Below are 18,643 nucleotides of genomic sequence, written 5' to 3' on the forward strand. Positions count from 1 at the left end.
ATCCAGGCGGTCATCGCGCTGGCCCGGCGACGGGCGAGCGTTCTGTGGGCACTGCTGCGTGACGGACGGGTCTTCACCTCCACCCCGCCGGTCACACAAGCGGCTTGACTTCGTCATTGAGACTCCTGTGACGGCGAACGGACGATCGGCAGTGCTCGACCGGATAGCGGCGCCGTTTGTGACAGCCCGGAGCATTTCTCGGCGTGAGGTCCGTCACAGCTGTTGAGATGCCAGGCTGTCTGCATGTTTTGTGGTGACTCATTAATGGATCGCCTGAAAGGCCAACCAATGAGGCATACGGGCAGGTAGCGGGAGAGATTGTGTACTTTCGTCGGCTGGGGCGGGTGAGCCGCGCACCCGTTACTCGACGAATCTGTCCGACGCAGAGTGGGAAATCCCGCGATCGCGTACTGGCTACCGGACGACGACATGCAGGCCCTGCAGCAGCTGTGTGCGCCGTTCCTGAGCCTGCTCGAAGAGCTGCCGGGACCCCAGCACGATGCCCTCCGCGTGGCGTTCGGGATGTCGGCCGGAGACCCGCCCGACCGGTTCCTGGTCGGCCTCGCCGTGCTGACTCTGCTCACCCGGGCCTCGGAGATCCGGCCGGTGCTCGTTCTGGTCGACGACGCCCAGTGGCTGGTCCAGGTGTCCCTGCAGACACTGGAGTTCGTGGCTCGGCGACTGCTCGCCGAGGCAGTCGCGATGGCGTTCGCGGTACGCGACCCCGAGGGGGAGGCCGCACTCGGCGGTCTGCCGGCGCTGCGGATCGGCGGTCTTGACACCCCTGCGGCCGGAGAGCTCCTTGAGGCCGCCGTCGGCGGGCGGCTGGAGAAACGGATCCGGGACCGGTTCGTGGCCGAGATGCACGGCAACCCACTCGCGCTGCTCGAGTTCTCCCGCGGCCGTAGCGCCGCCGAGCTGGCATACGGCCTGGACTCGAGTTTCCCGAGTGTCCAGGGGACGGTGTCGAGCCGTCTCGAACGGGACTTCGCCAGCCGGCTCGGTTCGCTGCCGGCGCCGACCCGGACGCTGCTGCTGATCGCCGCGGCGGAACCGGTCGGTGACGCACGCCTGTTGGTCCGCGCGGCCGCCACTCTGAAGATCACTCCCGATGCCGCACCGGCCAAGGCGGCCGGCCTGATCGAGTTCGGTGAGTCCGTTCGATTCCGACACCCGCTGGTCCGCTCTGCGGTCTACCATCAGGCCGACCTCGAAGAACGCCGAGCGGTGCACCGGGCGCTGGCCGCGGCCACGGACCCGGTCCTGGATTATCAGCCCACACACCGTGGAGTGGCACCTGCGGAAGGTGTACACGAAGCTCGGGATCAACTCACGTCGCGCGCTGCCGGGTGCCCTCGCGAGCGCCCCGGCCACGGATACCAGGGGCGCGGGCACGGGGCAATCCGGCTGAGAGCCGGAGCCGTACCTCGGGGGTCCCCGGAGCCGTACCCCCGGGGTCCCCTGGGCGGTACCCCCCGGGGTCCCTACGGCCTCGACTACGGGCTTTGAGGGCGCGGTGAGCGGTCCCGCGGACCGAGGGTGGAGCCATCGCCCTCGATGGGCGCCGTCCACGCAGAGGAGTCCCCGATGTCCGCGCCCAGCCTGGAGATGACGACGCCGACCGAACCCCCGGTCGCCCGGTCGACCAAGGACGACCTGGACCTCGCCCTCGACATCTTCCTGGCCCAGCGGAGACGACTGTTCCGCATCGCCTACCGGGTAATCGGCGACGTCTCGGGAGCCGAAGACGTGGTCCAGGAGATTTGGCTGCGCTGGCAACTCACCCACCGCGCGGAGATCGAAAATCCAGAGGCGTTCCTGACCACGGCCACCACTCGTCTGGCGATCAACGTCATCCGGTCCGCGCGACACCACCGCGAAACCCCGACCGAGTTGCAGTTGGTCGAACTCGTCGACCGGGCCGCCCAGGATCCCATGCTTCGTGCCGAGCAAGCCGCGGCGATCGAGGAGGCCTTGGCCCTGCTCATGGCGAGGCTGACGCCGGATGGACTGGCCGCCTACGTGCTGCGGAAGGGCTTCGGCTACGCCTACGCCGATCTTGCGGGGTTGCTTCGGATCAGCGTCTCGAACGCACGGGTGCTGGTCCACCGCGCGCAGGCCCGCCTCAAGAGTGGCCGCGAGCGGCCGGTTCCCGCTGAGTCACACCGTCGCCTCGTCGCCGCGTTCCAGGCCGCGGCCGACACCGGTGACCTCGAAGGCCTTACGCAGCTGCTCGCCGCCGACGGCCCTGTGCACCGCTTGCCATCGCCGGCCCCTCGATCGTCTCGTCCGGGCCACCAACTGGCCCGACACGCCGCGTGAGAGTAGGCGGCGAGGCGGACAGGACGCCGCGGAACCCTTCTCGATCACGCTGAAAACGTCTCGCACGAAGCGAACCCGGCACCGCTGCCCGGCCGCGCCGAGGAAGACCGTACGGATCGCGGCCACCAGGCCGCTGTTGCTGTCGGAGATGACCAGTTGGACGTTGTCCAGGCCGTGGGCCCGTAAGGAGCGCAGGAACTTCGTCCAGAACGGCTTCGACTCGCTGTCGCCGACCATCAACCCGAGAATCTCGCTGTGTCCGGTCGCGGAGATGCCGGTGGCGGTGAACACGCGGCCTGGGAGACAATCCGTTGGTTGACTTCGGCCTTGCAGTAGGTGGCGTCCCGGCAGACGTAGGGGAAGACGGTGTGGTCCAGCGGCCATTCCTTGAACGTGTCGAGTTCGGCGTCGAGCTCGCCGCAGATCCGCGACACCTCCGATTTCGAAATCCCGCTGTCCGCGCCGAGGGCTTTGACGAGGTAATCCACACTGCGGGTGGAGACGCAGTGCACGTATGGCTCCACCACGGCGAACAGGGCCCAGTCGATGCGTCGGCGCCTCTCACGCAGCGGGGGAAAGGTCGGAGTTCACAACCTTTTGCCGGCCGACAGTGTCAAGTTGGTCCTGGCAGCAGCCCCACCACCCCCGTCCTCACCGCAACCCCCACTTCACCGCGCCGCCCTCCACGTGCACCTACCCCCGTTGAAGCAGCTCTGCCCTGTGGTGTGACAACATGCGGGGCGATCACACTTACCGCCACCATCAAACACTGAAGAATTGCACGCGATTGTCCTAAGTGTCCCTGTAGTGGTACCCGGCGCGAGGCCCGCTCTGGCGCATGTCAACACCACACCTATACACAACATGTATACATCGCATGTATAGTCCCCAGGCATGTCAATCAGCAAAGCCCTTCTCGGACTGCTGGAGCCCTGCCCCTGCGCCTGCGCCTGCGCCTGCGCCTGCGCCTGCGCCTGCCACAGCCTCCAGCGCGCCTTCGACGAGAAGCTCGGCCACGACAGGCCCGCCGCCCACGGCCAGGTCTACTCGACGATGTCACACCTTGTGAAGAACGGACTTGGCGAGACCGACGGCTTGGAGTCCGGCGCCAGGCCCGAGCACGAGCGGTCCGCGATCACCAAGGCCGGTGTCACCGTCGTGCCCCAGACGGCTCTCGACACCCGAGAAATCGCAATCGTATCTCCAGCCGACCCTCACGAAGATCGTCCTGGCCTTTCTCGCCGCGACCGCAAGCGCCGCGGCGACCTCGCCGATCAACTCGTCCGCGCCCACGGGCTGTTCCGCTGCGGAGCCGATCCGTGCCGGCTGGAGTCGACCGCGGCCCTCAACGGTACGAAACGCAAGGACGCCGAGCGCACCGCCCTGCAGTGGATGAAGTGCCTGGAGGTCGCCGGCCTCGCCACCAAGCGCCCGGGGGAGGTCTCCGGCGGCCAAGGCCAGCGCGTCGCCATTGCCCGCGCCCTGGTCGCGAGCCCCCCTGTGATCTTCGCCGACGAGCCGACCGGCGCGCTCGACTCGGTCAACGGGGAGCGTGTGATGCACCTGATCACCGAGGCCGCCCGGTCCGCCAACGCCGCCGTCGTCCTCGTCACCCACGAGGCCCGCGTCGCCGCCTACGCGGACCGTGAGATCGTCGTACGCGACGGACGGTCCCAGGACAGGGAGCGCGTCGCATGACCCTCGACGCCCGAGCACACAGCACCGGTGCTCCCTCCTGCGCACCGAGCCGCTCCGCGGAGGGTTCCGGCGGAGCGAGAGCGTGGATCCGTGAACTCGGCATGGGCATACGCTTCGCCACGGCCGGGGGCCGCGGAGGCTGGGCAAGGGCCGCACTCACCGCAGCCGGGGTGGCGCTCGGCGTGGCGTTGCTGCTGCTCGCCGCGTCCGCACCCAACGTCCTGTCCGTCCGAACCGAGCGCGGCAACGCCCGCCAGCCCTCGAACGTCATGTCGTCGTCCTCGGTACCTCGGTCGGATTCCTCCTTCCTCTGGCTCTCGGGCGACACCGACTTCCGGTCCGACCGCGTGGGCGGGCTGCTGTTGCGCGCCGACGGCCCGCGTGCGCCTGCCCCGCCCGGCGTCGCGAAGACCCCTGCTCCCGGTGAGATGGTCGTCTCGCCGGCACTGAGGAAGCTGCTGGACACGCCGGAGGGCGCCTTGCTGAGAGAGCGTCTGGACTACCGGATCGTGGGCACCATCGCACCTTCGGGTCTGATCGAGCCGAGCGAGCTTCACTACTACGCGGGCAGCGACAGCATCAGCGTCGACGGCGAGGCCGTACGCGCCGCGCACTTCGGGTACGTCCCCCGCCACGCCCCCCTCAATGCGTTCCTGTACGTGCTGGTGGTGATGATCTGCGTCGTGCTCCTGGTACCGGTCGGCATCTTCATCGCCACTGCGGTGCGCTTCGGCGGCGACAGCAGGGACCGCAGGCTGGCAGCGCTGAGACTCATCGGCGCGGATCGACGCATGGTGGCCCGGATCGCCGCGGGCGAGGCCCTCTTCGGCTCGGTCGTCGGGGTCGTCCTCGGCGCGGCGCTCTTCCTGGTGGCGCGTCAGGCAGCGGGTTACATCACGCTGTGGGGCGTCAGCGCCCACCCGAGCGACATCGTCCCGAGCCTGGGGCTGGCCGTACTCGTCGCCGTCGCGGTGCCGCTCGCCTCGGTCGTGGTCACACTCTCCGCGATGCGCTCGGTATCCGTCGAGCCGCTCGGCGTCGTCCGAAACGCCCGCCTGCGGCGAAGGCGACTGTGGTGGCGACTGGTTCTGCCGGCCGGGGGCCTGGCGATCCTCCTGCTCTCCGACCAGGTCACCTCCGAGTCCCGGGGAGTCAGCCCGGTCCCTGTCGCCACCGGGGCGGGGCTGGTGCTGGTCGGCCTGGCCGGGCTGCTGCCCTGGCTGGTCGAGGGAGCGGTGGCCCGGCTGCGGGGCGGCCCCGTGCCGTGGCAGCTCGCGATTCGCCGTCTCCAGCTGTCCAGCGGGTCCGCGGCACGCGCCGTCAGCGGCATCATGGTGGCCGCGGCGGGAGCGATGGTCCTCCAGCTGATGTTCGGCGCGATGCAACGGGACTTCATGGCCCCCTCCAGCAGCGGTGGCGGCGCTCGGACGCCAGACCTCACCCTCGTGTCGCCGAACGGGAACCCTGCCCTCACCGCGCGGTTGGAGGAGGACTTGCGCCGCACGCCGGGCGTGACAGCGGCGTTCGCCATCACCGAGACGTACGTGTCCGGTCCCGAGCGGTCGGTGACGTCCCTGACCGTCGGCGACTGCGCCCAGCTGCGGAAATTGGCACGCCTGCCCTCGTGCCGCGACGGCGACACATTCGTGGCGCACAACCCTGGTGATGCCGCGGGCAGTCGGTACGTGGACGAGACGGCCAGGCCCGGCAAGGCCCTCACCCTCAACGACTACGGCTCCGACAACACAGGTCGCGGTAAGGCGCGGTGGACGCTGCCGGCAGACAGTCCAGTGGTCCTGACCGTGCCCGACCCGATGGGTGAGAGACACGACGGGATCCTGGCCACCCCAGGTGCACTCCCGGCCGGTCCTTTGCCAGGAGGCCAGACGTGGGCGGGAATTCACACGAAGCCCCGCGTGACCGACATGCCGGATGAGGTCCGCAACACGGCTGCCAGGCTGGATCCGGCCATCGAAGTGCGGGAACGACAGAACCGGCAGCGCGACAAGGACTACGAGACGGTCCAGACAGGCCTGCTGGTCGGCGGCACACTGACGATGGTCCTGATCGCCGCGAGCATGCTGGTGTCCCAGATCGAGCAACTGCGGGAGCGCAGGCGTTTGCTGTCGGTCCTCGTGGCGTTCGGTACACGACGCTCCACGCTGGCCTGGTCGGTGCTGTGGCAGACGGCCGTCCCGGTCTTCGTCGGCACTCTGCTCGCCTCAGCCGGCGGCCTGGCCCTGGGCCGTGTGATGCTCGACATGGTGCAAAAACCGGCCAAGGACTGGTGGGTCTCCCTGCCCTACGCGGGACTGGCCGGAGGGCTGGTCCTACTCGTCACCCTGGTGAGCCTGCCACCACTGTGGAGGATGATGCGACCGGAGGGACTGCGTACGGAGTGACAGTGCCGTGCCCCGCCGGTTCCGCACAGGGGAACGGCGGGGCGTGTCGATCAGCCAGTCGTTGGTCCGTAGGTGTCCGTGGCTGATACCCAGTCGGCGGGGATCGAGCCATACCCACGGACCGGACACTGAAGCGGGGCAGCCGACGGCGGTTCACCGTGAAGGAGTGCTTCGGCGTCGTCCTGATCACCCCAGTCCCGCTGAACAGCTCGCCCCAAGCGCGCCGGCGCCGGATTCGGCCGCACCGCATTCACCATCGACTGGGACGAGCGGCAGGCCACCTGCCCGCGCGGGAACACCAGCACCTGGTGGAGCCCCGCCAGCCAGCGCGGCACCAAGGCGATCGTGGTGAAGTCCGACAAGGAGACCTGCCGCCCTTGCCCGGTCCGTGACCAGTGCACCCGCTCGAAAACCGGCGGCCGGTCTCTCTCCCTGCAAGCATGAGACGCGCCCGCTACCGCGACCTGCGAAAGACCCACCTCGAGCACGTCTTCACCGCTGTCGCGCTCAACCTGATCCGCCTCGACGCCTGGTGGAGCGGGCATCCTCTGGACCGCACCCGCGTCAGCCACCTCGCCCGGCTCGACCTCTCCCTCGCCGCGTGACCCCCTGGTTCCGCTCACGAAGTCCGAACCGTCACACGGCATCATGAAGGCATGATCACCATTCATCTGAAGTACGAGGTCGACGCTGACAAGCTTGAGGATTTCGAGGAATACGGTCGCCGCTGGGTCCGGCTCGTCAACCGTTTCGGCGGGACGCACCACGGCTACTTCCTGCCGAGTGAGGGCGACAGCGACATCGCCTACGCCCTCTTCTCTTTTCCCAGCTTGGCTGCCTACGAGCAGTACCGCACGGACAGCATGTCCGACGCGGAGTGCCAGGAAGCGTTCGAACTGGCTCGTGTCACCCGCTGCATCAGGCGGTACGAGCGCCGCTTCCTCCGGCCGCTCGACGGCCTGTCCTAGGCCGCCGGGAGGCGCGTGGCGCGCCCCTGCCGCGCGGCGGTGCGCAGCGCTGCGATGACGGCCGTGGTCGTCGGGGTCGCTGTCTCGGTGTGACGCGTCGCGGCGAACAGCAGGCGCAGGATCGGGTGATCCTCGATGGGCGCCGTGCGGATTCCGGGTGTGGCCGGGTCGATGGCCGTTCGGGGGACGAGCGCGGTGGCGAGGCCGGCCCGTGCGAGGGCGAGTTGGGCAGCGATGTCGGCGGTGATGTAGCGCGTCGTGGGTGTGAATCCGGCCTGGTTGCAGGCGTGCAGGATGGCCTGTCCGCAGTCCGTGGTCGGCGGCGGCACGGCGAGGCTGTGCGTGGCCAGTTCCCGCAGGGCGACGGGCCGCTCGTCGGCTTGGTCGGCCGCGGTGACGACGAGCAGCGGATCGTCGAGCAGTGGCGAGACCTCGATGCCCCGGGGTGCGGTATCGGGCAGGTGAAGATACCGCTGTCCCAGCACCACATCGACGGTGCCGAGGGTGAGTTCCCGCAGTTGCGCCTGGTCGGTGACGAGGCAGGTCACGGTGAGCTGCGGGTGGTGTGAGCCCAGTGCGGTCAGCGCGGGGGCCACGATCCTGGCGACGGTCGACGGCAACGCGGCGAGGGTGGCGGTGGCGCCGACCGTGCCTTTGACTGCCGCGAGGGCGCTCTCGGCCTCCTGCACGGCGGCGAGGATCCGGTCGGCGTGGTCGAGGAGTACCCGGCCCGCCTCGGTCAGTGCCACGGTTCGCCCGTCGGGGCGCAGCAGATCGACTCCCACGTCGTGCCGCAGCGCGGACAGCTGCTGGGACACGGCACCGGCGGACAGCGCCAGTGACTGGGCGGCCGCCGCGATGGAGCCTCGGGCGGCGACGGTCCTGAGCATGTGCAGACGGCGGATATCCAGCATGCTCGATAGATTACCTAAAGCATCACGTGAGAAATCATCCCCTTGACCTATTGAGTCATGGTGAGCGACCTTCAGCGCATGGAAATCTTCGACTGTGTCGCCGCAGTTGCCCGGCCCATCCACGATTTCGGTGACGAGTTCATGTCCGACAAGGCGACCGCCGCCGTCGGTCTGCGTGCCGGGTTTCCGCCAGGGCGCGGCTTCTACTGCCGCGGACGGTTCGGGGTGCTCGGTGAGGCACCGGCCTCGGTGGTCCAGGCGGTACAGGGCTTCCTCGGCCCTCACCTGGTTACCGCGGGCTGGCTGGCTGGACGGTCCGTGATGCCGGCGGAGGAAGCCGCTGCCTGCTATGCGCAGGCCGTCCGGACGTGGGGCCGCGCCAGCATCCCTGCCGACGTCGACGTGGAGCACTTCAACCGCTTGGCTCAACAGCTGATCGACGCCGCCGACGGCGACGCACTGCCTCTGTTCGCCGGCTGGCGCGCGCAATCCTGCCCCGGCAACGACCCGGTCGGTGCGGCGATGCAGCGCATCCACATACTGCGGGAACACCGGGGGGCCTGCCATCTGGCGGCGGTGCGCCTGTGCGGGCTGAGCGCCCGAGCGGCAATGGTCATCAATCTCGGCGTCGAGCAGGCAACCCGCTACGGCTGGCAAGAGCCACATCCCGTTGCCGCAACCCTGATCCCCCGATGGCAGCGTGCCGAGCAGCTCACCGATGAGCTGCAGGCGCCGCTCTACGCCACACTGACCGACCGGCAACGCACCGAATTCGCCCAGCTCGTCAACGCGTTGACCGCCTCCCCGCCCCTGTGACCGGGCGTCGAGAACACCAACAGGAGCACGAAGCCCAGCCGGCGGCACCGTCGGCGGACGCCGATCCAAGCCAAATCTGACGAAAACCAGCAGAACACCCGCTCGCAGGTACTCAGCCAGGCCCGGCGCGGGACTTGCCTGGTGAAATGGTGTGCGCCAGCGCCCCAGGGCGCAGCATGATCGCGGCCATGCCGATCGCTCGTGAACAGAGCCACCCCCGAACAAGCCAGCAGGATCGCCAACGCGTTCAAACGGGAGTACGGCGTGACGCCGGGACGGTTCCGCCGCGCGGCGGTCACCGTGTGATGTACGCCGGGACATGACCCGAGACCTGCTTCGAGAGACGAGGTTTTCCGGCAGAGGAACCGGTCATGCCGCGGTCGGCGTAGTAGCGGGTGCGAAGGTGCTGTGCACGGCGCAACGCCCGCGGACCCTGACTTCGGACGCGTGCCCGCGGCTAGGGTGAACGGCATTCGAGGGGTATGCGGGCTCGGGACGGGCGCGCGTCGGCGCTGGTGAGGGAGGGGCTGCGGTGGACGGCGGCACGGTGGGGCTGCGGATCGCGTCGGCAGTGGTCGTGCCGGTGCTCAAACGACTGCTGCTGCCGCCCGCGAGTGTGCCTGGGGCGGAGTTCGGCGACCGTCCTGTTCCGATCCGCCGACTTGTGTCCTTCGCCAAGGAGCAGCGCACCCTCACCGAGGACGACCTGCACAAACTCGCCCGCGAGCTGGTCCGTCGCGCGGTGCGGGCCGCCGGTCCGCACGATCCACCGATCGGCGCCGACGAGCACGACGCCGTGGGGCAGGCGCTGACCCGCACCCTGCACGCTCTCGGCGATCTCGACATGGACGACGTCCACGCCTTCGCGCTCGGCCCCGAGAGACTGGCCGCGGAACTGTCCAGGAGGGCGGGCCCCAGCACGCGAAGGCTCCTCAGCGACGACGCCGCCCGTTTCCACGACCGGCTCCTCGAGACCGCTTGCGTACATCTCATGCGCCTCTTCAGCCAGCGGCCCGGATTCGCGGCCCGTGCCCAGATCGAGCAGAGCCGCGAGATCCGGGAGCAGAGCGAGAAATTGGACAGAATCCTGCAGCGACTCCCGGACATCAGCGGCCAGGACGCACAGTTCGAAGAGGAGTACGCGCGCTACATCGTCGAGTGCCACGGCAGGCTCACGATCTACGGCGTCGACCTGCGCGAACCGGACGGCCAGGACTGGCCTTTGGAGACCGCGTATCTGAGCCTGGAGGCCATGCCGTACCGTGACGGAGCCGATCCGGTTCGGGTGGTGAACGGCGAGCCGGGAGCCGACCAGGACACGGAGGCCGAGCGGGCCTCGGGTCCGGCCGAGGCGGTCCTCGCCAGCCATGAGCGCGTACTCCTTCGCGGCGTCGCGGGCACCGGCAAGACGACCCTGGTTCAGTGGCTGGCCCTCGCCACGGCGCAGCAGGAGCAACTGCCCGGCCGGTTGTCGCACCTGTTCGGACGCGTCCCCTTCGTCCTTCCCTTGCGCACCCTGGCGCGCAAGGACGCCGAGCTGCCCATGCCCGAGGACTTCCTGCGCGGAATCGGCTGCCCGTTGGTGGGCACGGAGCCCGACGGATGGGCGGCGCGCGTACTGCAGCACGGGCGCGGCGTACTCCTGATCGACGGGGCCGATGAGATCCCGAAGGACGAGCGGATCCGCGCGCGGGCCTGGCTCAAGAAGCTGCTCGCCGTCTTCCCCGGCAACCTGTGGCTGCTCACCTCCCGCCCCTCGGCCCTCGAACAGGGCTGGCTGGCGCGCGAGGACTTCCAGGAGTTCGCGCTGGCCGCGCTGCGTCCCGCCGACATGAAGCAGTTCATCCGGCGCTGGCACACGGCGGCGGGGGCCTCGGAGGAGCTCGGCGAGTCGCTCACGTTGTCGCTGCGCGGCAGCCCCGAGTTGAGCCGCCTGGCGACCAATCCGCTGATGTGCGGCCTGATCTGCGCCCTGCACCGGGAACGCCGCGGCTTCCTGCCACAGGGCCGCGCCTCCCTGTACGAGGCGGCGCTCTCCATGCTCCTGGAACGGCGCGACCTGGAGCGCGAGGTGTACGGCCGCTCCCGCATGCCGGCACTGGACCAGAGGTCGGCGACGGAACCGCTCCAGAGACTCGCGTACTGGCTGATCCGCAACGAGCGGACGCAGCTGGACCGGCTGGACGCGGTGGACGTGGTGCGGCGGCTGCAGCCCTCGGTGCCCCGCCTCGCGGAGGCCGGGACGGCGGAAGAAGCCTTGCAGCACCTCCTGGAGCGCTCCGGCCTGCTGCGCGAACCTGCCCCGGGCACCGTGAACTTCATCCACCGGACCTTTCAGGACTTCCTGGGCGCCAGGGCGGTGCTCGAAGAGCGTGACATAGGCATGTTGGTGAACAACGCACACCTGGACCAGTGGGAGGACGTGGTTCAGATGGCCGTCGCGCAGGCTCGTCACCAAGAGCGCGCCGACCTGCTGACACGTCTGCGGGAACGGGGCGACCGGGAGCAGGACGCGGCGGTGCAGGCGCGGTTACGACTCCTCGCGCTCGCCTCCCTCGAACAGGCCACCCGCCTTGAGCCGACGGTGCGCGAAGCCATCGAGGACCGGGCCGCGCGGATGCTCCCGCCGCGCAGTCTGCGAGAGGCCAGGTCACTGGCGCAGCAGACGGGCCCGCTGCTCCTGCGCCTGCTGCCCAGGGCGGAGGACCTGGAGGGTGACGAGGAGCTGGCCACCGCCCACGCGATATGCCAGATCGGTGGGGACGCCGCCATCTCCAGGCTCCGGGAGTTCCTGCGGACCGGCCAGTCGGCGGTACGCGCTCAACTCCTCGACCACTGGGACCGGTTCGATACGGCGGTGTACGCCGAGGAGATTGTGCGGCCGCTCCTCGAAACCAGTCCCGACGAGACCGTCACGGTGCGCTCGCCCGCTGAGCTGGACGCCCTGCGCACGATGTCCGGGTACCAACGCGTGGGTCTCCACGGCGACTTCAGCCCCGAGGAGATCCGTACCTCGCTCGACCCGCGGCGGCTGCGCGAGCTGCGCCTGCGGGGCACCCTGCAACTGGAGGATCTCGACCTGCTCTCCGTCTACCCCGGGCTCGAAACACTCGTCCTGCAGGGCTGCCGGAACGTCAAAGACCCCACGCCATTGACGCGGCTGCCGCGCCTGCGGAGGCTGGAACTGCGGGATCTCCCCCGGTTCGAACCCCTGCTGAAGCTGGCGGACTGCCCACGTCTGGAGGGACTCCTGGTAGGACCGGACGTGCCCTGGCGCGGCCTGCCCGACCTCCCGCGCGCCGCCGAGCTGCGCTTGCTGTCACTGCCGTCGGCGGCGGCACAGCTCGGCGGCATTGTGGCGTGCCGGAGCCTTGAGGAACTGCGTCTGCAGGACGCGAGCGAGCGCCTGACCCCGGACGAATGGGGTTCCCTCATCGGCGAGTTGCCGAATCTGCGCAAGCTGGCCCTCTCCCCGCAGCAGCTGAGCATGCTGCTGTTCGCCCCGCGCACCGAGATCCCCCAGGTCACCCACCTGGAGGTGAGGGCCAGGGCTGGTTCCGCGGTTCCGCTGCGGCGGATCGCCCGGCGCCTTCCGGGACTTGAGGAGATCCACCTCTCGCAGGTCGCGGAGCTTGATCTCGGATCCCTCGCCGGACTGCGCCGGCTGCGCCGGGTACGGCTCGCATATCCCGGCGAGATCCGCGGGGCGGACTCGCTGCCGAAGAGCGTCGAGCTTGACATCTATCCGCACCCGTGAAGCCCGCCCGGGCGGGAGGTTTGCGGGAACGGTGAATTCTACGCCTGAGGCGTAGGCGGCGTGTTTACGGGAACGGTAAGTTCTACGCCTCCAGGCGTAGTTGGTACGGATGTCAGCGGCTGTTGTCGGGGGACGGTGCCGCCCGCCTCCGAGATCGTGGCTGCCGGGCAGCAATGGACGACGGAGGCGGGACGCAGCCAGATGCACCTATCGGAAGGGTCACCGCTGCGCGGCCGGGACCCGCTGCTGCGCTCGCTCGTTCCTCGGCTCACGGGTCTGGCCTACGACGAGAGGGCCCGTGCGCCCCGGGAGCACCACGGCGACCTGCCTGTGGTGCTGGTGACGGGACACCACGGTATGGGGCGCAGCGCCGTTCTCCGGGAACTGGCGGCGCGCTACGAAGACCGGCTGCCCCTCGCCCACGTTCGCGCCGTGGCAACCGAATCAGGCACCTTCCCGTCCGCCCCGGCCGACGCCCCGGTCCCCGTCGCCTCGACCTTCGTCGAGATCCTGGCGGAGCTGGTGTGCGGGCTCGCACCCGAGCTACGCCGACGCTTCCCCGTCCTGGTGCCCGGCCTGTTCGCCGTCTCCGGCTGGTATCGCGACAACGCCGAGCAGCGGGACGCGGTGTGTCTGCGCTACGCCCGGCTGCTGCTCGCCTGCCGCCTCGCCGACGGTGCCGAGAACGCGCTGCGGCATGCCTGGGCGACCGCGGTGGACGCTCGCCTGGAGACCGTCGACGCGGATGCCGACGCGCGGCAGAGCCCGGACGCGGTCACCGCCGCCGTGGTGGCGGAGTACGTCGACCGGTATCAGCCGACAGCTGCACAGGAGTGGTACCGGCGCCGCTTTCCGCGGGGCGTGGAGGGCCAGGATCCGCTGGTGCTGCTCGGGGAATGGTTTCAGCAGGGCGGCGACTACCGACACGCGGCCGAGCAGAACCTGATGGCCGCCTTCCTCCACGATGTCGCCGCCTCCTACGGCAGGCTGCAGCGGTGGAACCGTGAACCCTGGCCGCTCATCCTGCTCGACGACGCACACCAGGAGGCGGGACAGGACTTCCTCGATCTGCTCCTTGAGCACCGCGCGATGCCCGAACGCCCCGACCACGAGGAACTCGTCGTGGTGGCCACCCGGCTCGGCGACCTACCCGAGAACGCGCCCGCCGCGATCCGCCGCGACCTCGCCGAGCTGGTGAAGTCCTCCGGCTGGGAGCGTAAGGGCCTCGCCCCGTCCGCCGGCCTGCTCGCCGTCCCCCTCACGCCACTGAGCCGGGACGACATCCTGCCGCTGCTGGTTCCGGACCGGCCCGCCCGACCGCTCCACCCTCATCTGGCCTCCGCCGTGCATTCCCTGACCGGCGGGCATCCCACGGTGACCACCGTGCTGTGCGCGGCGGTCCTGGACGCCACCGAGAAGGGCAGCAGCGTGAGCCCGCGAGACCTCCTCGAACTGAACGCGAAGGACGGCCGCCCCGTCACCGAAACGCTCCTCGAGCGGCTGCTTCCTGACCGGCGCCAGCGCGACCGGCTGACGTTGCTCTCGCTCGCCCGCGACAGCACCGCGGCGGAGGCGCTGGCCGACCATCTGCGTCTACAGGGTCCCGATCAGCTGCCCGCCAACTCCGCCACCGACTACCTCGAAGAGCAGCAGTGGCAGCAACTCACCAGTCCGGACCAGCCTTTGGTCACCGACGCCCTGCTGCGGACACTGCTCGTGCACGAGGCGCGCCGCACCTCGCGGGAGGCCGACGACGGCCGCGGCTGGCAGGAGATCCACCGCTTTCTGTGGTCACATCACATCCAGCGCGGCGAGAGCGGGGAGGCGGACGCTTGGCGGCACATGCTCGCGGCCGGGGACGCCGAGGCGGTGGTGGACGCGCTGGCGGAGGAGTTCCAGTCGGAACAGGACGAACAGGCCGCCACGCACTGGCTGCTGTGCCTGCAGTACGCCGCCACAGCACCCACACCACCCGCCGGAGAGTGGACCGACGAACGGATGCAGGTCGCACTCGGCGCGCACGACCGCCGGTACTCGACACGACACGAGATCGAGCGCTGCGTCAACCGGCTGCTGCACGCCCTGTGGTACCTGTCCGAGCCGCACGGCGAGCCGGACTCCGAAATGTGCAAGGCCGTCGGCGAGGAGCTGGCGTACCTCTCACCGCGGCACCCGTCCTGGCACGCCGTCCTGGGCCAGGCCGCCCGCAGCTGGCCTGCGGCGGCACGGAAGAAGCGCCCCTTCCCCATCCCCGGTCAGTGAGGAAGCATGCTGGTCCATCTGTTCCGTCGTCATCCTCGCGAGTGGGGGCCGGTCACGTGGCTGGCCGCCTTCGGACTCGGTGCTCTGGTCGCCGCCGTGATCACCGTCATCGTCAGCTTCGCGCGGGGCCCCGGCAGGTGCGGTGACGATCTGCGGGAAATCGGCGGAGACTGCGTGGGGGTCACCGCGGACGCCTTCGAGGCGGACCCGGGCATCGCGAGTCTCATCGAGGCGGTGGCGAAGGAGAACGCCCGGGTGAAGCAGGGCTGGGAGTCCCCGCCGAGCGGTCCCAGGATCCCGTACGTGCGTATCGCGCTGATGATGCCGTTCACCTCGGACGAGCACAGCGCGATGACAACGGACATGATCCGCCGCGGACTTGCCGGTGCCCTCGCCGCGCAGCGCCAGGCCAACAGCTCCGGCGGACCGCACTACCAGCTGCTGCTCGCCCCCGACGGCAGGAGCCTCGACGAGTGGAAGCCCGTCGTCGAGCGGCTTGCCGAGCTGGCCAAGGACACCCGGGCGCCGCTGGTCGGGGTGACCGGCATCCCGAGCAGTACGCCGGAGACGCGGAAGGCGATCGCCGCGCTCAGCGAGCACAAGATCCCCGCCGTCGGTCCTGTCATCACCGCGGCCAACATGAACTCCCGGTATTTCTTCAAGATCTCGCCGAACAACGAGGAGTTCGCCCGCGCCCTCAAGCTCTACCTGGACAACAAGCCTGCGCAACGCAAGGGTTTCCTGGTCTGGGACAACCGCAGTGACGACGTCTACTCGCAGAATCTGCGCAGCGTCTTCGAGGATCGCTTCGACGACGCGTACGACCTGAAGAACCACAGCTCGAACTTCACCGGCTCGTCCGGAACCGACGAGGGCATCCCCCAGCGGTTCGACGATGCCGCGACGAGGATCTGCAACGAGAAGTCCGACACCGTCTTCTTCGCCGGCCGCGACCAGGACCTGCCGGCGTTCGTCGAGCGCCTGGCCGAGGAGGGCGACTGCGGGCGCACCACGCAGCTGCGCATCCTGAAGGTCGGTATCGGCCTGGAGCCCACCCTCACCGCGGACGCACCCACGCGATGGTTGAAGGAGGCGCGGGCCACGATCGTCGACGCGTCCGCCGTCGATCGCGCCTGGTGGGACGGGAAGGACAAGCCGGGGACGGCGCTCGGCCGCTTCCTCGACCGTTTCGAGGAGATCGAGCAGCAGCACAAACTGGGCACGAAGCCGCGCGACGACGGCTATGCCGTCATGTACCACGACGCCTTCACGCTGCTCACCGACGCCGTGGACCGCACCTTCACCGAGCTCAACAAGGGCAGCGAACAGACCACGGAGGACCTGCGCATGCCCAACAAGGCCGACGTGTACAACACCCTCATCCTGCCGAGCATCGCAGGCGAGACGTGCACCTCCTGCCTGCGCGGCGCAGCGGGAACCTACGGCTTCGAGGGCCCGGGCAAGAACGACCAGTGGGCCGTCTGCAAACCCGTACCCGTCGTCGAGTACCCGGGCAGCCAGAGCTCGCTCCCCCTTTACCGCACCTACCGAAACGACTCCGAGAACGCCTGCCCTTCGTGACGACAGAGCACAGCTTCCGCCTCGTGGTGAAGGAATGTCCCCGACTTCCCGTCACTCTGGAGGGGTACAGCGTGGCACTCGAACCATCACCAACGATCCGGCGAGCGTCGGCGGCTTCGGCACCCCGCCGCCCGACACTGACCACGACGGCATGCCGGACGCCTGGGAGCGCGGGCAGGGGACTGAACCCCGGCGAAACAGCGCAGCCGCCATGCAGCGCGTCGGCCGCCGCACCGTCAGCGACACGCGTCTGACCTGGGTCACGGCGCCCGGCCGAAGACCTGGCCGACCATGTCCCTGCCGGTGGCGTCGACGCCGTGGTGTGCAATTCCGCGACTGGAAGACCCACGTGCCGGGCGTGTTCGCCGCTGATCGCCAGGTCCTGCGGCCGGGCGGGCTCTTCGTGTTCAACGTGGGTGGGCGGTTCGCCGGAGTCCGTCACGACGACGAGAAGGCCGCGCGCACCAGGCCGTCGCTGAACGGCTTGATCGAACAGGTCGCCGCCCGGGATTATGGCTACACGCGCCCCCGTCCCGGCATCCAGGACGCGGTGAATCTCGGCTGGAAGCTCGGCTTCGCGGTCAGCTGTTCCGGGAGTAGGTCTGCGGGCGGGAAGGGTGCGGAGGTGCTGCTCGACTCCTACGACACGGAGCGCAGGCCGGCTGCCCGCCGACGTCTGGTCCTCACGCATACGGCGTTCTGGGCTGAGGCGTCGACCGGCCGGATCCCCTCATGGCTGCGCGCGGTGGCTGCCGCGCGCGCCGCCCCCGCCGTGCCGGTCCTCCTGGACCGGCGGCGGCTGGTCGCCGAGGGCATGCGGCTCATCTCCCAGCTACGGGTGAACTACCGGCGCAGCCCCCTGTCAGTGGAGGGAACGCCGCACCTCCGTCTCGGCTGGACGCGATGCTCGGTCCCCACGTCACCGTCCTCCGGCTGACGAACAGCCCAGGCCACGGGCTGGTGGCCGTCCGCCCGGACGGACATGTCGGCTTCCGCTGCGGGACCGCCGACGCGGACGGACTGAACGGCTGGCTGTCACTGATCGGCGCAACGGCATCGTCACCAAGTCGGCCACGACCGCCGGGCAACACCGGATGAACGGCTGCGAGGGCGAGGAGTCGTTGGCCGGTTCGGGCAAGACTCCGGCAAGGGTTCTGCCGCCGCACTGTTCCAGGCCCGAATGGCCTTTGAGGCCCAGCTCAGCGGCGTGCCACCCCGGGAGTTCAAGCCCGACATCTGAGGAGTCCGACAGTCCCGGTTTTCCCAGTTGCCTGGACATGCTGTGGGGGTGACGGTGGAGGAGAGGCAGCCGAGGTAGCCAGGGAGTGGGTGACCATGCGAGCACTCGTCTACCCACGGCCCTGGACAGACCTCCTGGGACACGGTCACGGATCCGGCGATCGAGCACCGGACCGACGCGATCGTACGCGTCGACGCCACCACTGTCTGCGGCACCGATCTGCACATCCTGCGCGGAGAACTGCCCGAGGTGAAGCCAGGAACGATCCTCGGTCACGAGGCCGTCGGCGAGGTGACGGACGTAGGCCACGAGGTCCACTCGATCGCCCCGGGGGATCAGGTGATCGTGTCGTCCATCTCGGCCTGCGGCCGGTTTCAGTTCTGCCGGGACAACATGTTCGGGCAGTGCCAGACGATCAGCACTGGCCAAGTCGACACCTCCTCCACGCCTTGGCTGCTCGACCTGGTGACATCCGGACGCCTGCACATCTCCCAGCTCGTCACCCACACCTTCGGCCTCGGCCGGATGGAGGACGGATACGAGGTCTTCTCCCACGGCACCGAAACCGGCGCCCTGAAGGTCGTACTGCACCGCGAATGGAGCGCCTGGAGACGCTCAGCGAACGCACTGGTATCCGCGTCGGCTCCGCGCATTTCCCGTTGCCGGTGATGGCCGTTTCTGAG

General features: G+C 69.4%; 12 protein-coding genes and 3 pseudogenes. 13 read left to right on the top strand and 2 right to left on the bottom strand.

Translation table 11 applies throughout. The annotated features are described in order from the left end of the window. Positions 1-435: 435 nt before the first annotated feature. Together ACTWQR_RS45275 and ACTWQR_RS45280 are read left to right on the top strand one after the other, a co-directional pair. Positions 436-1,279: pseudogene (locus tag ACTWQR_RS45275) on the top strand (LuxR family transcriptional regulator); the annotation flags it as partial. Between the two features lie 308 nt (positions 1,280-1,587). Continuing rightward, positions 1,588-2,322 (top strand): sigma factor, encoded by a 735-nt coding sequence (locus ACTWQR_RS45280; protein ID WP_443233150.1) that lies wholly within the window; start codon positions 1,588-1,590, stop codon positions 2,320-2,322. A 27-nt stretch (positions 2,323-2,349) separates the two neighbouring features. Here ACTWQR_RS45280 and ACTWQR_RS45285 read toward each other — a convergent pair. Continuing rightward, a pseudogene (locus ACTWQR_RS45285) lies at positions 2,350-2,900 on the bottom strand (IS256 family transposase); the annotation flags it as partial. 316 nt (positions 2,901-3,216) lie between these two features. Here ACTWQR_RS45285 and ACTWQR_RS45290 point away from each other — a divergent pair. From ACTWQR_RS45290 to ACTWQR_RS45310, 5 genes are all read left to right on the top strand, one after another. Next, positions 3,217-4,020 (top strand): ATP-binding cassette domain-containing protein, encoded by an 804-nt coding sequence (locus ACTWQR_RS45290; protein WP_443233151.1) that lies wholly within the window; start codon positions 3,217-3,219, stop codon positions 4,018-4,020. Then, positions 4,017-6,422 carry an FtsX-like permease family protein gene (locus ACTWQR_RS45295; protein WP_443233152.1) on the top strand — a complete coding sequence of 802 codons (2,406 nt, stop codon included), beginning with the start codon at positions 4,017-4,019 and terminating at the stop codon, positions 6,420-6,422. Before ACTWQR_RS45290 ends, ACTWQR_RS45295 begins: the two co-directional genes overlap by 4 nt. A 255-nt stretch (positions 6,423-6,677) precedes the next feature. Then, positions 6,678-6,866: a transposase gene (locus ACTWQR_RS45300; RefSeq protein WP_443233193.1), complete on the top strand. Its 189-nt coding sequence runs from the start codon at positions 6,678-6,680 to the stop codon at positions 6,864-6,866. Beyond that, a complete protein-coding gene (locus tag ACTWQR_RS45305; RefSeq protein ID WP_443233153.1) occupies positions 6,863-7,027 on the top strand; it encodes a hypothetical protein in 165 nt (54 codons plus the stop codon). Before ACTWQR_RS45300 ends, ACTWQR_RS45305 begins: the two co-directional genes overlap by 4 nt. 51 nt (positions 7,028-7,078) lie before the next feature. Next, positions 7,079-7,390 (top strand): NIPSNAP family protein, encoded by a 312-nt coding sequence (locus ACTWQR_RS45310; RefSeq protein ID WP_443233154.1) that lies wholly within the window; start codon positions 7,079-7,081, stop codon positions 7,388-7,390. On the opposite strand, the gene ACTWQR_RS45315 is transcribed toward ACTWQR_RS45310, so the two are convergent. After that, a complete protein-coding gene (locus ACTWQR_RS45315) occupies positions 7,387-8,304 on the bottom strand; it encodes a LysR substrate-binding domain-containing protein (RefSeq protein ID WP_443233155.1) in 918 nt (305 codons plus the stop codon). The genes ACTWQR_RS45310 and ACTWQR_RS45315 overlap by 4 nt on opposite strands. 78 nt (positions 8,305-8,382) lie before the next feature. Between ACTWQR_RS45315 and ACTWQR_RS45320 the strand changes: the two genes are divergently transcribed. The 6 genes and pseudogenes from ACTWQR_RS45320 to ACTWQR_RS45345 all read left to right on the top strand — a co-directional run. Next, positions 8,383-9,120: an SCO6745 family protein gene (locus ACTWQR_RS45320; protein WP_443233156.1), complete on the top strand. Its 738-nt coding sequence runs from the start codon at positions 8,383-8,385 to the stop codon at positions 9,118-9,120. 532 nt (positions 9,121-9,652) lie between these two features. Next, complete coding sequence (locus tag ACTWQR_RS45325) at positions 9,653-12,877, top strand: NACHT domain-containing protein (RefSeq protein ID WP_443233157.1); 3,225 nt, start codon at positions 9,653-9,655, stop codon at positions 12,875-12,877. A 201-nt stretch (positions 12,878-13,078) separates the two neighbouring features. Continuing rightward, entirely contained in the window at positions 13,079-15,139 is a 2,061-nt protein-coding gene (locus ACTWQR_RS45330; protein ID WP_443233158.1) for an ATP-binding protein, read from the top strand. Between the two features lie 6 nt (positions 15,140-15,145). After that, complete coding sequence (locus tag ACTWQR_RS45335) at positions 15,146-16,720, top strand: ABC transporter substrate-binding protein (RefSeq protein ID WP_443233159.1); 1,575 nt, start codon at positions 15,146-15,148, stop codon at positions 16,718-16,720. A 322-nt stretch (positions 16,721-17,042) separates the two neighbouring features. Continuing rightward, positions 17,043-17,657, top strand: a complete 615-nt coding sequence (locus ACTWQR_RS45340) for an FAD-dependent monooxygenase (RefSeq protein ID WP_443233160.1) — start codon at positions 17,043-17,045, stop codon at positions 17,655-17,657. A gap of 398 nt (positions 17,658-18,055) precedes the next feature. Next, positions 18,056-18,371 (top strand): annotated as a pseudogene (locus tag ACTWQR_RS45345) (alcohol dehydrogenase catalytic domain-containing protein); the annotation flags it as partial. Positions 18,372-18,643: the final 272 nt, after the last annotated feature.

The sequence above is a fragment of the Streptomyces sp. 2A115 genome (assembly GCF_052245575.1).
In the GTDB taxonomy this organism is placed as follows: domain Bacteria; phylum Actinomycetota; class Actinomycetes; order Streptomycetales; family Streptomycetaceae; genus Streptomyces.

Coding starts and splice junctions, on each gene's coding strand:
- ACTWQR_RS45310 (WP_443233154.1), top strand. CDS start 7,079: ATGATCACCATTCATCTGAAGTACGAGGTCGACGCTGACAAGCTTGAG.
- ACTWQR_RS45305 (WP_443233153.1), top strand. CDS start 6,863: ATGAGACGCGCCCGCTACCGCGACCTGCGAAAGACCCACCTCGAGCAC.
- ACTWQR_RS45320 (WP_443233156.1), top strand. CDS start 8,383: ATGGAAATCTTCGACTGTGTCGCCGCAGTTGCCCGGCCCATCCACGAT.
- ACTWQR_RS45330 (WP_443233158.1), top strand. CDS start 13,079: ATGCACCTATCGGAAGGGTCACCGCTGCGCGGCCGGGACCCGCTGCTG.
- ACTWQR_RS45315 (WP_443233155.1), bottom strand. CDS start 8,304: ATGCTGGATATCCGCCGTCTGCACATGCTCAGGACCGTCGCCGCCCGA.
- ACTWQR_RS45280 (WP_443233150.1), top strand. CDS start 1,588: ATGTCCGCGCCCAGCCTGGAGATGACGACGCCGACCGAACCCCCGGTC.
- ACTWQR_RS45335 (WP_443233159.1), top strand. CDS start 15,146: ATGCTGGTCCATCTGTTCCGTCGTCATCCTCGCGAGTGGGGGCCGGTC.
- ACTWQR_RS45295 (WP_443233152.1), top strand. CDS start 4,017: ATGACCCTCGACGCCCGAGCACACAGCACCGGTGCTCCCTCCTGCGCA.
- ACTWQR_RS45290 (WP_443233151.1), top strand. CDS start 3,217: ATGTCAATCAGCAAAGCCCTTCTCGGACTGCTGGAGCCCTGCCCCTGC.